Origin of the sequence: Allobosea lupini, from assembly GCF_900109525.1 — a bacterium.
Lineage (GTDB): Bacteria > Pseudomonadota > Alphaproteobacteria > Rhizobiales > Beijerinckiaceae > Allobosea > Allobosea lupini.
The window spans coordinates 1-14,012 of sequence record NZ_FOAN01000011.1 but is presented as its reverse complement, the minus strand read 5'-3'; the positions used below and the strand labels follow the sequence as shown (position 1 = coordinate 14,012).

Genomic DNA, 14,012 nt, shown 5'->3' with positions numbered 1-14,012 from the left:
TTCCGCAATTCTTCGAATCGCAGAATTGCTCTAAGTCTTTCTCTTGTCGCATTTTCTTCACGCGAACCGGCGTCCACTTCGCTCGAAAATGCTCTAGAGTGCGACTGGCGACAGCAACGGTCGGCCGGCGAAGAATGCCTCCAGATTGGCGAGCAGCAGCTCCTGCTGCGCGACCTGGGCCGATTCCGCGTTCGCGGCGATATGCGGCGTCAGCACGACGTTCTCGAGCGCTTTGAGCCGATCCGGAATCGCGGGCTCGTGCTCGTAGACGTCGAGCGCGGCTCCCGCGATCGTTCCGCTTTCCAGCGCCTCGATCAGTGCGGCTTCGTCGACCGCGATGCCTCGCGATATGTTCACGAGATGACCGTCCGGACCGAGAGCACGCAGGATCCGCGCATCGATCGCGTGCCGGGTCTCGCCGCTCGCGCGGACCGAGACCATCAGGATATCGGCCCACTCCGCCAGCTCGAGCAGGCTGGCGTGGTACTGATAGGGCAGTTCCGGCCGCGGCGAACGGTTATGATAGCCGATCGTCATGTCGAAGGCGGCAGCGCGCACCGCAATGCGCTGGCCGATGGCACCCAGCCCGAAAATGCCCAGCTTGCGACCGGCCAGGCCCGGCACCGTCGCCATGCGCTCGATCGCGTTGCCCTGCCAGCGGCCAGCCCGCGCGAAGCGTTCGGCGGCTCCGATCTGCCGGGCGCTCGCCAGCATCAGTCCCATCGCAAATTCGGCAACGCTCGTCGCATTGGCGTCGGCGGCATTGCTGACCATTATGCCGCGCGCCCTCGCAGCGGCCCGCTCTACGCCTTCATTGCCCGTGCCATAACAAGCGATGAGGCCGAGATTGGGCAGGGCCTCGATCAGGGCCGCGTCGGTTTTCCAGGTTCCGACTGTCAGGAGCGCGCGCGCTGCCTCCGCTCCGGCTGGCAATGCCGCCGGCCGGGGATGGCTCATCGGCCCGAGCACCTCGTACCGTTCCTGCAAGCGCGCCACCAGGCGAGCCGGCATGCGCGGGGCCATCAGGATCGTCGGCTTCATGGCTGAAAGGTCCTCGGGGCGATTGCTGCATCGCAGCACTTGCCGCCCCCTGCTTCAACAACCCCTGGCGCCGGTCGGCCATCTCGCAGATGCAATACGAAAACACCGGGCAATCGACGGGATTTTCCTGAACCCCTGCTCTCGCCTGCGACAAAAAAGCCGGATATCGTTTTCCGTGGCGGTTAACGCTGCGTGCAGCGCGCCTACGAACCGATATGTCTAGAGAGGGGTACCCGATGGATCATCTCGCCGACGTCAAGAAGTTCGCCAAGAAGCCTGTCAACGAGGCCGCCTTCGCCGGCATGAGCAAGGCCTATGCATTGGTGATGAGCAAGCCCGACACCCGCTATGTCGCCTGCTCCGACCCCGCCGAACTCGAACGCGTCCGCGAGAATTTCCTGAAGAAGAAGCTTGGCTTGAAGAGTGCCGACCTCGACGCCACCGTCAAGGCGACCTGCGATCACATGAAGGCCGACAAGACCAAGTCGCGCCTGACCTTCTACTATCTGCTGGCCGAACATTACGGCAAGCTCGACGCCTTCGTGAAGAAATAGGTCTGACAGCCTGGCCTGACCTGATGGCGCCCCTTCGGGCGCCATTCGCATTTTCAGAGCCCCCCGCGAAAACGGCGCAGAGCACCGCAAGGCCGGAACATCAACGCTCCGCCCTTGGGGGTTTCGATGTTCACGCTGTCCCGCTCCGTCCTCTCCGGCCACGCCCAGACGCTCTTCACCGTCGCCGAAGCCGCCTTCGCCTCGATGATCGTCTTCGGTGCAGGCCTCGCCTTCGGCGCCACGATCGGTTTCTTTTGAGGCGGCCATGCCGACCGCCGCCGCCTCAGCCACCCGCCCGCATTTCAAGATCGGGCGCGACCGCGAGGGTCACTGGATCGCGGTCGAGACCCATGGCCGCGGCGGCGGCTATTTCCGCAGCCGGGACGACGCCCTCCACTATGCCCGCGCCGAAGCGGGCGCCGATGCCGTGAGCTTCAGCGCTCGGCCCCTCGCCCTGCGCCTGTCGTAAGCGCGCTCAGCGATAGAGATCGACCCGCGTCAGCGGCAGCCCGGACGGGCCCTTGCGCCGCTTCGAGACCAGCGTCTGGTTGATCAGCGCCCCGCCACGCTCGAAGGCGAGCGAGCAGCCGGCGAGATAGATCAGCCACATCCGCGTCCGCTCCGGCCCGATTTCCGCTTCGGCTGCCGCCTTGTTCGCATTCAGCCGCTCGAACCAGAGCCGCGTCGTGCGCTGGTAATGCTCGCGCCAGCCCTCGACATCATGGACCTCGAAGCCATAACGCTCGAGATTGGCGATCGACATGCCCAGATGATCGAGCTCGCCGCCCGGGAAGATATAGCGGACCAGGGCCCGGTATTCGGCCGGCATCTTGTTGAAGGCCTTCTCCGTCTTCTTGGCCCGCCGTGAGATCGTATGGTGCAGATACAGGCCGCGGGGCTTGAGCAGCCGGTTCACCGCCTGGAAATAGGTCGGGTGGTTGCGGATGCCGACATGCTCGAACATGCCGATCGATGAGATCTTGTCGAACTCCCCCTCCATCTGGGTGAAGTCCTTGAGATGGAGCGTGACTTTGTCCTCCAGGCCAAGCGCCTCGACCTTTTCGCGCGCCAGCTTGAGCTGCTCCTCGGCCAGCGTCACGCCATGCGCCTCGACGCCATAGTGCTGGGCGGCATAACAGACCAGCGCACCCCAGCCGCAGCCGATGTCGAGCAGCTTGTCGCCCGGCTTCAGGCGCAGCTTGCGGCAGATCATCTCGAGCTTGTCGGTCTGCGCCCGCTCGAGATCGTCATGATCCTCGGTGAAATAGGCGCAGGTGTAGACCATGCGCTCGTCGAGAAAGAGCCGGTAGAATGCGTTCGAGACGTCGTAATGATGAGCGATATTGGCCTTGTTGGTCGCCGGCTTGCCGTCACGGGCGATCTCGTCGCCCTTGATGTGCTGAACCGCCTGCGGCGCCTGGCCCGGCGCGAACAGGAAGTGCCTGACGACGTCGAACGCCGCCATCTTGGAGATGCCGCGTGCCAGCCGGCCGACCTTGCCGTCGGGCCTTGCCGCGGCGAGATCGAAGATCGTGCCGTTCTCGATCGCGATCCGGTCGGAGACGTGCAGATGCAGCAAAGTATCGAGCTTCGGCTTGCGCAGCAGCGCCGCGACGACGCCGGCATCGCGGATCGCGATCATCAGCCCATCCGCAGGCCAGTCAGCCGGCACGCGAGAGCCATCCCAGAGCGAGAAACCGAGCTTCAGCCCCAGCTTCTGGTACGCCTCGGTCAGGAGCCGCCGCAGCGCCTCGATTCTCTTGCCGTCGCCGCTCATGCCTTGCCTGTTCCGACAGATATGCGCCGCCCTCTTAGCGCGGTTTTTGCCCGACCGGAATTCGCGCCGTCAGAACAGCTTTGCCCTTCTGCAATCAGCGGCGGCTTGTCGAAACGGCACAACACGCAAAAGGTGCAAGGAACCAGCTAAGCAACTATTCTTCATTTCTTAACCATACTTTGCTCTGATTCCAGAGTGGCCAAAGGGCGCCGCGCATCGTGGTTGGGGGATCACATCATGTCGTCAGGGGATCAGCTCGACAGGCGGCTGGACTTCATGCAGCTTGACCGCGAGGCGCGCGGGCGCATCGCCGGGATGGAAAAGAGCATCCTCGGCGCCCTGCCCGGCGCGCTCGATGCCTTCTACACCCAGGTTTCCGCGTTCCCCGAGACCAAGGCCTTCTTCAGCAATGCCGCCCATATGGAGGGCGCGAAGAACCGCCAGATCTCGCACTGGAACCGCATAGCCAAGGGCCAGTTCGACCAGGACTATGTCCGCGCGGTCACGACTGTCGGCGAGATCCACGCCAAGATCGGGCTGGAGCCGCGCTGGTATATCGGCGGTTACGCCCTGCTGCTCGAGAACCTGCTCGCCAAGGTGCTGGATGAGCGCTGGCCGAAGAGCCGTTTCGGCGGCCAGCTCCCCGGCGCGGCCGAGCGCGGCGCCGAGATCGGCGCCATCGTCAAGGCGGCCCTGCTCGACATGGACTATGCCATCTCGGTGTATCTCGAAGCCTCCGAGGCCGCCCGGCTGAAGATCGAGGCCGAGGCCCGTGCCGTCGAGGAAGCCAAGGCGAAGGAGCGCGACAAGGCGATCGGCTATGTCGGCAACGGCATGGCGGCGCTCGCTCGCGGCGACCTGACTCATCGCATGGCCGACGACATGCCGGCCGAATACGCCAGCATCCGCGACCATTTCAACGACGCCATGGCCAAGCTCGGCGAGATGGTCGCGAGCATCAAGACGAGTTCCTCTGCCATCGCCGCCTCCTCGCAGGAGATCAACAGCGGTGCCAACGACCTGTCCTCGCGCACCGAGCAGCAGGCCTCCGCCTTGCAGCAGACCGCGGCGACCACCGAAGAGCTCACCGCCTCGGTCAAGAGCTCGGCGCAGTCGTCGCGGCAATCGGTGACGCTCGCCGACAACGCTTCGGCCGTGGCCCGCACCGGCGGCGAGATCGTCAAGGACGCGATCGAGGCGATGGCGCGGATCGAGGGCGCCTCCAAGAAGATCTCCGAGATCACCAGCGTGATCGACGGCATCGCCTTCCAGACCAATCTGCTCGCGCTCAACGCCGCGGTCGAGGCTGCGCGCGCCGGCGATGCCGGACGTGGCTTTGCCGTCGTCGCCGCCGAGGTGCGTGCCCTCGCCCAACGCTCGGCCGAGGCCGCCAAGGACATCACCGGCCTGATCGGCTCCTCCGACACCGAGGTCGTCGAGGGCGTGCGCCTGGTCCGGCAGGCCGGCGAGACTCTGGAGAAGATCGTGGAGGCCTCGATGCAGGTCTCGGCCACGGTCAACGAGATCGCCGCCGCCGCCGGAGAACAGGCCAACGGCATCGACGAGATGGCGCGCACCGTCAGCCATATGGACGAGATGACCCAGAGCAACGCCGCTTTGGCCGAGGAGAGCGCGGCGTCGGCGCGTGCCTTGCTCGATCAGATCGAACGCCTGAACCGCCTCGTCAGCACCTTCCGCACCACGGAAGGTCAGGACACGACCGCGCCAGCGCGGCGAGCGCGGGCAGCCTGATCCGCCTTCACGCGGAAGGTTCGGCGTTCAACGCTACCTGGTCATCCTGGACTGAGCGAAGCGAAGATCCGGGATGACTCACGAAATATGTCTCTCCCGAGCACGTCAGAAATCGCTGGCGATGCCCTTCACTTCCCAGTCGTCATAGCGGACCGGCTCGAGCCCGCCGCGGCCGTCGACTTCCTTCTGCTGGCCGAGCTCGGCCGCCCTCGCATCGATCGCGGCACGGCGCGCCTGCGCCTCCGAGAGAGCCCGCTGCGCCGCCGGCGACAATACCTTCGCGGGAGCGTTGGTCTCGACCTCATCCGTTTTCGTCTGCGCGCTCATCATCGGTCATTCTCTTGCAGGATCGGCATCGCGCCCACCACATAGGGACGAAACCGCATTCCGGCGAGCCTGTCCAATGCCGGACGACGACGCAAGAAGGGGCTTCTGCATGAACTATGTCCGCACCGGCATGCTGATGGCGGCGCTCACCGCGCTGTTCGGCGTGGTCGGCTATCTGCTCGCCGGCGCCGGCGGCATGCTGATCGCGCTCGGCATCGCGGTCGCGACCAACCTGTTCAGCTATTGGAACTCGGACAAGCTGGCGCTGTCCGCCTACAACGCCCAGCAGGTCGATGAGCGTAGCGCGCCCGAACTTTACGGCATGGTCCGCGACCTCGCCCAGCGCGCCAACATGCCGATGCCGCGCGTCTACATCATCCAGGAAGACCAGCCGAACGCCTTCGCCACCGGCCGCAATCCGCAGAACGCCGCAGTCGCCGCGACCACCGGTATCATCCGCACGCTGAGCTATGACGAGCTCGCGGGCGTGATGGCGCACGAGCTTGCCCACATCAAGAACCACGACACGCTGACCATGACGATCAGCGCCACGATGGCCGGCGCGATCTCGTCCCTTGCCTCCTTCGGCATGTTCTTCGGCTCGCGCGACAATCGCCCCAACGCCATCGTCCAGATCGCGCTGATGATCCTCGCCCCGCTGGCGGCGACCATCGTCCAGATGGCGATCTCGCGCTCGCGCGAATACGAAGCCGACCGGATCGGCGGCGAGATCTGCGGCAATCCCGTGGCGCTCGCCGACGCGCTGGCCAAGATCGCCGGCGGCGTTGCCCACATCCCGAACGAGACGGCCGAGGCGAAGCCTGCTACGGCGCACATGTTCATCATCAACCCGCTCTCAGGCCGCGGCATGGATTCATTGTTCTCGACCCACCCCGACACCGGCAACCGTATCGCCGCACTGATGGAGCAGGCGCGCGCCATGGGTGTCGGCGCGAGCCGTGGCGGCTTCACGAGTGGCGCGAGCCGGAACCCCTTCGCCGGCGGCCGCGAGCCCGGGCCCTGGGGCTGAGATGGCAGCTCCTCACGAAAACCGCGCGCCGGCTGACGACGCCCCCGGCCTCGCTGCGCGCCGCCTTGCCACAACGCTGATCGACGAGGTGCTGCGCGCCGGCACCGCGCTCGATGAAACCTTCGAGCGGATGGCGCAGGCGGCAGGGCTGGAGCCCGCCGATGCCGGGTTGGCGCGCGCGATCGCGACAGTCGCCTTCCGCCGTCTCGGCACGATCCGCCAGGTGGTCGGCGCCCGCCTCGAACGCGGCAGCCCGCGCAAATCCGGCCCGTTCGAGCCGATCATGGTCGCCGCTGCCGCGCAGTTGCTTTTCCTCGACGTGCCCGACCATGCGGCGGTCGACCTCGCCATCCGTCAACTGCACGAGGACGCCCGCTCCTCTCGCTACGCCTCGCTCGGCAATGCCGTGCTGCGGCGGCTGGCGCGCGAGCGCGAAGCAATCCTCGCCGAGCTCGATCCGCTGACCGATACGCCCGACTGGCTGCGCGAGAGCTGGACGCAGACCTACGGCCCCGACATCGCCAAGGCGATCGCCGCGGCCCATGCCGAGGAGCCGCCGCTCGATCTGACCGTCAAATCCGATCCGGCCGGCTGGGCCGCCAGGCTCGACGGCATCGTCCTGCCGACCGGCTCGGTGCGCCTGCGCGGGCGCGAGACGGTCACCGGCCTGCCAGGCTTCACTGAGGGCGAATGGTGGGTGCAGGATGCCGCCGCCGCTCTTCCCGCCCGGCTCCTTAATGTCCAGCCAGGCGAGCGCATCGCCGATCTCTGCGCCGCGCCCGGCGGCAAGACCGTGCAGCTCGCACAATCGGGCGCAGAAGTCGTTGCCGTCGATCGCTCCGGCCCGCGCCTGCGCCGGCTCAAGGCCAATCTCGACCGCCTTGGGCTCAGCGCCGAGGTCGTCACCGCCGATGTCGCGACCTTCGAGGCCGAGCCCTTCGACGGCGTCCTGCTCGACGCACCCTGCAGCGCGACCGGCACGATCCGCCGTCATCCCGACGTCGCCTGGGCCAAGCAGCCCGAGGATGTCGCCAAGCTCGCCGCCTTGCAGGCGCGCCTGCTCGACCAGGCAGCGCGGCTCACCAAGCCGGGCGGGCGCCTGATCTACTGCACCTGCTCATTGGAACGCACGGAAGGCGAGGCGCAGATCGAGACATTCCTGGCGCGAAACGACGGCTTTGCCCGCGATCCGATCAAGCCCGAGGAAATCGGCGGCCAGGCCGAAGCGCTGACGGCGCTGGGCGAATTGCGCACGCTGCCGCACCAGCTTGCCGGCGAAACGCCACGCCTTTCAGGATGGGCGGGATTTTACGCGTGTCGCCTGATAAGATCATGACTCGATCGGGGATTCGCCTTCGCAGGGAGGCGGCGGGACGGCGAGGCAGCAGATTTCATTGAACGGCTGGTCGGAGCGCGGAGGCCTGGCACGGGCAGCCATCGGCAGGGCGGCGCGGCGCACGCGCGGCCAGGTCGTCGGCGCCAAGCGCGCGCTCTGGCCGTTCGGCCGCCTGCGCGCCAGCCGCCTGCTCTTCGCCCCGCACGACCTGCGCACCGCCGACCCGACCACGGCGAGCGAGATCTATGCCGGCTACTTCGCGCTCGCCGGCCGCACCGTGAACTGCCATGGCGAATCGCCTTTCCTGGTCGCAGCCCCAAGCGAAGCCTGGTCCGAGGCGCTGAGCGGCTTCGTCTGGCTGCGTCACTTACGGGCCGCCGACACCGCGATCGCCCGCGCCAACGCCCGTGCCCTCGTCGACGAGTTCATCGCCCGCCGGCATGATCGCGACGAGGTCGCCCGCCGCCCGGCTGTGATCGCCCGCCGGCTGATGTCCTTCCTGTCGCATTCGCCGCTCCTGCTCGAAGGCGCCGACCACGCCTTCTACGAGCGCTTCATCCGCCATGTCGCGCAAACGGCAGAGCGCCTCCAGCTGGCGCTCGCCGGCGCCGTCGAAGGCGCGCCGCGGCTGCAATGCCTGATCGCGATCTGCTTCGCCGCTATCTGCCTCGACGGCCAGGAGCGGCGCCTGCGTCGCTACGAGATCGCGCTCTCCGACGAACTGGAACAGCAGATCCTGCCGGATGGCGGCCATCTCAGCCGCAATCCCCGCATCCTCATCGACCTCCTGCTCGATCTCCTGCCGCTGCGCGAGACCTTCACCGCGCGCGGGCTCGAACCGCCCCGCGCCGTCATCATGGGGATCGACCGGATGATGCCGCATCTCAAGCTGTTCCGGCATGGCGATGGCGCGCTTGCTCTGTTCAATGGCATGAACGCGACGCCGCCTGATCTGATGGCGACGCTCGCCGCCTATGACGACGTCCGCGCCCGGCCGATCGAGCACGCCGCCTATTCCGGCTATGACCGGCTCAGCGCCGGCACCAGCATCGTCGTGGTCGAGGCCGGGCCGCCCCCACGCGGTGCCAACTCGATCGAGGCCCATGCCGGCTGCCTCTCCTTCGAATTGTCGACGGGCTCGCAGCGCATCGTGGTGAATTGCGGCGGCAGCCGCTTCGGCACGCCCGAGCTCAAACTCGCCGCCCGCGCCACCGCCGCCCATTCGACCGTGACGCTGAACGACCGCTCCAGCGCCGTCTTCGGCCTGGTGCTTGGCGAGCGGCGGATTATCGCCGGCCCGGCCGATGTCCGCGTCGCCCGCCAGGACGGCGAGGATGGGCATGAATGGGTCGGCAGCCATGATGGCTATCGGCGCGCCTTCGGCACCGTCCACACCCGCCGCCTGCTGCTGTCCCGCAATGGCAGCGAACTCGTCGGCGAGGACGGCTTGAGCCCGCCCACCGCGCTGGCGAGCCTGCCGGCTGCCGCGCGCTTCCATCTGCACCCCAACGTCAAGCCTAGCCTGATCCGCGACGGCGAGGGCGCGTTGCTCGCGCTGCCTTCCGGCGAAATCTGGGCCTTCGAGGCCTCCGGCCTCAGGGTCGCGCTGGAAGAAAGCATCTTCTTCGCTGCCGCCGATGGCCGCCACAAGACCACGCAGCTCGTCGTCGAGTTCGACGCCGTGGCGACGCCGCAGCTCATCTGGCGCTTCGCCCGTCTCGGCACGCCGGCGCAGCGCAGGACCAAAGCCGAAGAGGCACGGCAGGAACAGGCCGAAGCCGAGCCTGACCTGCCGCTCTGACCTCGCCGCAAGGCAAGGCTGCGGCGTCTTGTGCTTTGCAGCAAAGCCCGGGCGTGATAGGGCGCGCGCGAGTATTCCGCGCCTCGCGCTCATCAACCCGGACCTGATCTTCCCATGCCGAACGAACTCCGCCGCGTCGAACGCGCGCTGCTTTCCGTTTCCGACAAGACCGGGCTGATCGATTTCGCCCGCGCCCTCTCGCGCCTGGGCATTGCCCTGGTTTCGACCGGCGGCACTGCCAAGGCGATCGCCGAGGCCGGCCTTGCCGTCACCGACGTCTCGGATCTGACCGGTTTCCCCGAGATGATGGACGGGCGCGTCAAGACGCTGCATCCCAAGGTCCATGGCGGCCTGCTGGCCATCCGCTCGCATCCGGAGCATCAGGCCTCGATGATCGGTCACGGCATCGCGCCGATCGACCTGCTCGTCGTCAATCTCTATCCGTTCGAGGCGACGGTTGCCGCGGGCAAGCCGTATGACGACTGCATCGAGAACATCGATATCGGCGGCCCCGCCATGATCCGCGCAGCCGCCAAGAACCACAACGACGTCGCCGTAGTGGTCGAGGCCTCCGATTATGCGGCCGTGCTGGCCGACCTCGAGACGCACAAGGGCGCGACCACGCTGACCTTGCGCCGCAAGCTGGCGCAGAAGGCCTATTCGCGCACCGCCGCGTATGACGCCGCGATCTCGAACTGGTTCGCCAATGAGCTCGGCGACACCTCGCCGGCCTTCCGGGCGCTGGGCGGCAGCCTCGCCGAGACGATGCGCTATGGCGAGAACCCGCATCAATGGGCCGCGTTCTATCGTACGCCCGAGCAGCGTCCGGGCGTCGCCACCGCCCGTCAGGTCCAGGGCAAGCAGCTCTCCTACAACAACATCAACGACACCGACGCCGCCTTCGAATGTGTCGCCGAGTTCGACCCCGACCGCACCGCCGCCTGCGTCATCGTCAAGCACGCCAATCCCTGCGGCGTCGCCGAGGGCGGCTCGCTGCTCGAAGCCTATGAGCGGGCCCTCGCCTGCGATCCCGTCTCGGCCTTTGGCGGCATCGTCGCGCTGAACCGCAAGCTCGACGTTGAAGCTGCGAAGAAGATCGTCGAGATCTTCACCGAGGTCATCATCGCCCCCGACGCCGACGAGGAGGCGATCGCGCTCGTCGCCGCCAAGAAGAACCTGCGCCTGCTCCTGACCGGCGGCCTGCCGGATGTCCGCAAGGCGGGTCTTTCCCTGCGGACCGTCGCCGGCGGCTTCCTCGCCCAGGCACGCGACAATGCCGTGGTCGACGACATGGAGCTGAAGGTCATGACCAAGCGCCAGCCGAGCGAGGCCGAGCTCGCCGATCTGCGCTTCGCCTTCCGCGTCGCCAAGCACGTCAAGTCGAATGCGATCGTCTATGCCAAGGGCCTGGCCACGGTCGGCGTCGGCGCCGGCCAGATGAGCCGCGTCGATTCCTCGCGCATCGCCGCCTGGAAGGCCGGCGAAGCCGCCAAGGCGGCGGGCGCGCCCGAGAGCCTGGCCAAGGGCGCCGTCGTCGCCTCCGACGCCTTCTTCCCCTTCGCCGACGGCCTGCTGGCCGCGGCGGAGGCCGGCGCCACCGCGGTGATCCAGCCCGGCGGCTCGATGCGCGACGACGAGGTGATCAAGGCGGCCGACGAGGCCGGCCTCGCCATGGTCTTCACCGGCCATCGCCATTTCCGGCACTGAAGACCGCGAGGGGAAGTCGGCATGCACACCGTCAAGGTCATCGCCGCCGGCTTCGCTTTGCTCGGCGTCCTGCTCCTGATCGCGCCGCGGCTGAACACGGGCGGGCGGCATCCGATCGTCTTCGCGATGAAGCTGTTCATCCCGCTCTGGTTCGCCGTCTCGGTGATCAATCTGATCGTCGGCATCACCCGGGCCGGCTACAGCTTCCTGCAGGAAGCGCCGATCCTGCTCGTCGTCTTCGGCGTGCCGGCCTTGGTAGCTTCCCTGATCTGGTGGCGATTTGGAAGGAAAGTCGCGTGAGCCTTGAATCCGTCCGCGCCTTTTTTGCGCAGCATGCTCCCGATATCGAAGTCGAGCTCACCGAGGGCAGCAGCGCGACCGTTCAGCTCGCTGCCGAAGCCTTCGGCGTCGAGCCGGCCCGTATCGCCAAGACGCTGTCACTGCGCTTGGGTGAGCGCGTCGTCCTGCTCGTCGCTCGCGGCGACGCCCGGCTCGACAACCGGAAAGCCAAGACCGCGTTCGGCTTCAAGCCGCGCATGCTCGCGGCAGAGGAAGTCTCCGACATCACCGGTCATCCGGTCGGCGGCGTCTGCCCGTTCGGCCTGGCGGAGCCACTACCGATCTATTGCGACGTCTCGCTTAAGGCGTTTGACATCGTCTTGCCGGCCGCCGGCTCGACTCGCAGCATGGTCCGCATCGCTCCCGAGCGGATGGCAGCGCTCACCGGCGCAGAATGGGTCGATGTCTGCCAGGAGCCGGCGGCCCAGCACGCCGCGGAGTAGGCCTCAGCCGCGCACGCGCTCGATCAGCGCCATCGCCGCGGCGGGATTGCGGACCTTGTCGCCGCTGATGACATAGAGAAACACGTCGCGTGGCGCCGTCTCCGCCGCCGGCGCGACCAGTTCCAGATCATCCGGCGCGCCACCCTTGGCCCAGTCCGTGGCCCGGCCGGCCCAGGCGTCGAGCTCTTTCGCCGGATAGCCCTGCGCCTCCGCCTCGCTGGTCCCCATGATCCGCGCATAGACGAAAGGCGCCGTCACATCGGCAATCTGGGGGAAATCGGAATCGCCCGAAATGATCGCCGCGACGCCGTGTTCCCGTAGTAGCGCGACGAAATCGGGCGAGCGGAAACTGGGATGGCGCACCTCGACGGCATGGCGCAGCCTGATGCCATCGACCTCCTTCGGCAGCAGCTTCAGAAAGGCCTCGAAATCGACGGGGTCGAAGGCCTTGGTCGCCATGAACTGCCAGTTGATCGGGCCGAGCTTCTCCTTGAGCTCGCTGAGTCCGGAGGTCACGAACTTCTCGACGGACGGCCCGGCTTCGGCCAGAACCCGGCGATTGGTGCAGAAGCGCGAGCCCTTCAGCGCGAAGACGAAGCCATCGGGCGTCTCCGCCCGCCATTTGGCGAAGCTCTCCGGCTTCTGCGAACCGTAATAGGTGCCGTTGACCTCGATCGAGGTCAGCTTGCTCGCGGCATATTCGAGCTCGCGCTTCTGCGAGAGATTCTCCGGATAGAAGGTCCCACGCCAGGGTTCGAACACCCAGCCGCCAATGCCGATATGGATCTGTCCGGCTGTTTTGGGGGCCATGGTTCGCATCCTCGACCGTGTCGTTCGCTCTGAAGCGAAGAGTAGTACGCAGCTGCCCCTGTCGATAGGCGGCAGCATGATGATGCTCGCCCTGCAGCGAGCGTAAACCCAATGGCGACCCTGCCCGTTCGATTCGTGGCAGGACCTCTCTGATTGCAGCTATTGACTGCATCATGGGCATAGATGCACGCTGAAGGAGCAAGATCGAGGGACGCCGATGGATCGCGACTGGCGGGCGGAATTCAAGCGTATCGTTGGCGATCGAATGCGGCGTCTTCGGCTTGCCTCGCGATTGAAGCGGGCCGAGGTCGCAAAGGCCCTACATATCAGCGAGGAGCAGTATGTCGGCTACGAGCGCGGCCTGAGCCATGCCAGTTCGCAACTCCTGATGCAGTTCTCGAGCCTTCTTGGCACATCGCCGCGAGAGCTTGGCAGAGGGATGGCTGCATTGGTCGCGTCGGTGGGCCTCTCGGATGTCGAGCAGAGGCGCTATCGAACTGAACCGGCGGCTGCGTCGCGTTTGAGAGTGAACAAGGCGACGGAGAAGATCACGGATCAGGGCACACTGAGCACTCTGGTCTGTCTCACCGAATTTTTCGCCGAACTCGATGGCCAGGAAACCTAGATTGCCGCGAGAATCGCGGTCTCCTCGCACGGCAAAAGAGCCGCGAGCGACCGCCTTCCGTGTCTCCGTTGCTTCCCCAGAACGACGAAAACCCCGTCGGATTTGCGACGGGGTTTTTGGTAGATTTGGTTGCGGGGGCCAGATTTGAACTGACGACCTTCAGGTTATGAGCCTGACGAGCTACCGGGCTGCTCCACCCCGCGGTAAGGTTTTTTTAAACGGCAACGCGGCGCTGGGTGCTTTTGGGCACCTGGCGCCGCGCGCTGTCACGTCATGTGATGAGGGATATCCTTGACAGGCCCGGCAACGACCTACTCTCCCGGGTCTTGAGACACAGTACCATCAGCGCTGAGGAGTTTAACGGCCGAGTTCGGGATGGGATCGGGTTCTGGCTCCTCGCTCAAGCCACCGGGCCGGCGAAGGATATGGCAAGCATATGGTCTTTTGTGTTGTCGCGTTTTGTGTTGGTG

At 66.4% G+C, this 14,012-nt stretch carries 15 protein-coding genes, 1 tRNA gene and 1 rRNA gene; 11 read left to right on the top strand and 6 right to left on the bottom strand.

The features are described 5' to 3' along the window. Positions 1-93: 93 nt before the first annotated feature. Positions 94-1,041 (bottom strand): 2-hydroxyacid dehydrogenase, encoded by a 948-nt coding sequence (locus BMZ21_RS25385; protein ID WP_091841398.1) that lies wholly within the window; start codon positions 1,039-1,041, stop codon positions 94-96. 236 nt (positions 1,042-1,277) lie between these two features. Between BMZ21_RS25385 and BMZ21_RS25380 the strand changes: the two genes are divergently transcribed. The 3 genes from BMZ21_RS25380 to BMZ21_RS25375 all read left to right on the top strand — a co-directional run bounded on the left by BMZ21_RS25380 (position 1,278) and on the right by BMZ21_RS25375 (position 2,064). Next, positions 1,278-1,595: a DUF2853 family protein gene (locus tag BMZ21_RS25380; protein ID WP_091841397.1), complete on the top strand. Its 318-nt coding sequence runs from the start codon at positions 1,278-1,280 to the stop codon at positions 1,593-1,595. A 126-nt stretch (positions 1,596-1,721) separates the two neighbouring features. Next, positions 1,722-1,853 (top strand): hypothetical protein, encoded by a 132-nt coding sequence (locus BMZ21_RS31030; RefSeq protein WP_280141492.1) that lies wholly within the window; start codon positions 1,722-1,724, stop codon positions 1,851-1,853. Positions 1,854-1,860: 7 nt separating this feature from the next. After that, positions 1,861-2,064, top strand: coding sequence for a hypothetical protein (locus BMZ21_RS25375; protein ID WP_091841394.1), 204 nt, complete (start codon positions 1,861-1,863; stop codon positions 2,062-2,064). Positions 2,065-2,070: 6 nt separating this feature from the next. On the opposite strand, the gene BMZ21_RS25370 is transcribed toward BMZ21_RS25375, so the two are convergent. Further along, complete coding sequence (locus tag BMZ21_RS25370) at positions 2,071-3,372, bottom strand: class I SAM-dependent methyltransferase (protein ID WP_091841392.1); 1,302 nt, start codon at positions 3,370-3,372, stop codon at positions 2,071-2,073. Positions 3,373-3,609: 237 nt separating this feature from the next. On the opposite strand from BMZ21_RS25370, the gene BMZ21_RS25365 reads away from it, so the two are divergent. Continuing rightward, entirely contained in the window at positions 3,610-5,124 is a 1,515-nt protein-coding gene (locus tag BMZ21_RS25365) for a globin-coupled sensor protein (RefSeq protein ID WP_091841389.1), read from the top strand. A gap of 105 nt (positions 5,125-5,229) precedes the next feature. On the opposite strand, the gene BMZ21_RS25360 is transcribed toward BMZ21_RS25365, so the two are convergent. Next, positions 5,230-5,454 carry a DUF1674 domain-containing protein gene (locus BMZ21_RS25360; protein WP_425285473.1) on the bottom strand — a complete coding sequence of 75 codons (225 nt, stop codon included), beginning with the start codon at positions 5,452-5,454 and terminating at the stop codon, positions 5,230-5,232. Between the two features lie 106 nt (positions 5,455-5,560). Between BMZ21_RS25360 and htpX the strand changes: the two genes are divergently transcribed. The 6 genes from htpX to BMZ21_RS25330 all read left to right on the top strand — a co-directional run bounded on the left by htpX (position 5,561) and on the right by BMZ21_RS25330 (position 12,107). Further along, positions 5,561-6,481 (top strand): zinc metalloprotease HtpX, encoded by a 921-nt coding sequence (gene htpX / locus BMZ21_RS25355; protein ID WP_091841762.1) that lies wholly within the window; start codon positions 5,561-5,563, stop codon positions 6,479-6,481. Between the two features lies 1 nt (position 6,482). After that, positions 6,483-7,817: an RsmB/NOP family class I SAM-dependent RNA methyltransferase gene (locus BMZ21_RS25350; protein WP_091841386.1), complete on the top strand. Its 1,335-nt coding sequence runs from the start codon at positions 6,483-6,485 to the stop codon at positions 7,815-7,817. A 58-nt stretch (positions 7,818-7,875) separates the two neighbouring features. Further along, positions 7,876-9,618 (top strand): heparinase II/III family protein, encoded by a 1,743-nt coding sequence (locus BMZ21_RS25345; protein ID WP_091841383.1) that lies wholly within the window; start codon positions 7,876-7,878, stop codon positions 9,616-9,618. 114 nt (positions 9,619-9,732) lie between these two features. Next, a complete protein-coding gene (gene purH, locus BMZ21_RS25340) occupies positions 9,733-11,325 on the top strand; it encodes a bifunctional phosphoribosylaminoimidazolecarboxamide formyltransferase/IMP cyclohydrolase (protein ID WP_091841380.1) in 1,593 nt (530 codons plus the stop codon). A 21-nt stretch (positions 11,326-11,346) separates the two neighbouring features. After that, on the top strand, positions 11,347-11,625 hold the full coding sequence (locus BMZ21_RS25335; RefSeq protein WP_091841377.1) for a hypothetical protein: 279 nt from the start codon (positions 11,347-11,349) through the stop codon (positions 11,623-11,625). Then, complete coding sequence (locus tag BMZ21_RS25330) at positions 11,622-12,107, top strand: YbaK/EbsC family protein (RefSeq protein WP_091841374.1); 486 nt, start codon at positions 11,622-11,624, stop codon at positions 12,105-12,107. The genes BMZ21_RS25335 and BMZ21_RS25330 overlap by 4 nt, the downstream gene beginning before the upstream one ends. A 3-nt stretch (positions 12,108-12,110) precedes the next feature. Here the strand turns inward: BMZ21_RS25330 and BMZ21_RS25325 are convergent, their stop codons facing one another. After that, positions 12,111-12,917, bottom strand: coding sequence for a DUF72 domain-containing protein (locus BMZ21_RS25325; protein WP_091841373.1), 807 nt, complete (start codon positions 12,915-12,917; stop codon positions 12,111-12,113). Positions 12,918-13,134: 217 nt separating this feature from the next. Here BMZ21_RS25325 and BMZ21_RS25320 point away from each other — a divergent pair, with 217 nt between their 5' ends. Next, on the top strand, positions 13,135-13,542 hold the full coding sequence (locus tag BMZ21_RS25320) for a helix-turn-helix domain-containing protein (RefSeq protein WP_091841371.1): 408 nt from the start codon (positions 13,135-13,137) through the stop codon (positions 13,540-13,542). Between the two features lie 126 nt (positions 13,543-13,668). Here BMZ21_RS25320 and BMZ21_RS25315 read toward each other — a convergent pair. Beyond that, positions 13,669-13,745 (bottom strand) — tRNA-Met (locus BMZ21_RS25315). 95 nt (positions 13,746-13,840) lie between these two features. Continuing rightward, positions 13,841-13,955, bottom strand: a 5S ribosomal RNA gene (rrf, locus tag BMZ21_RS25310). Positions 13,956-14,012: the final 57 nt, after the last annotated feature.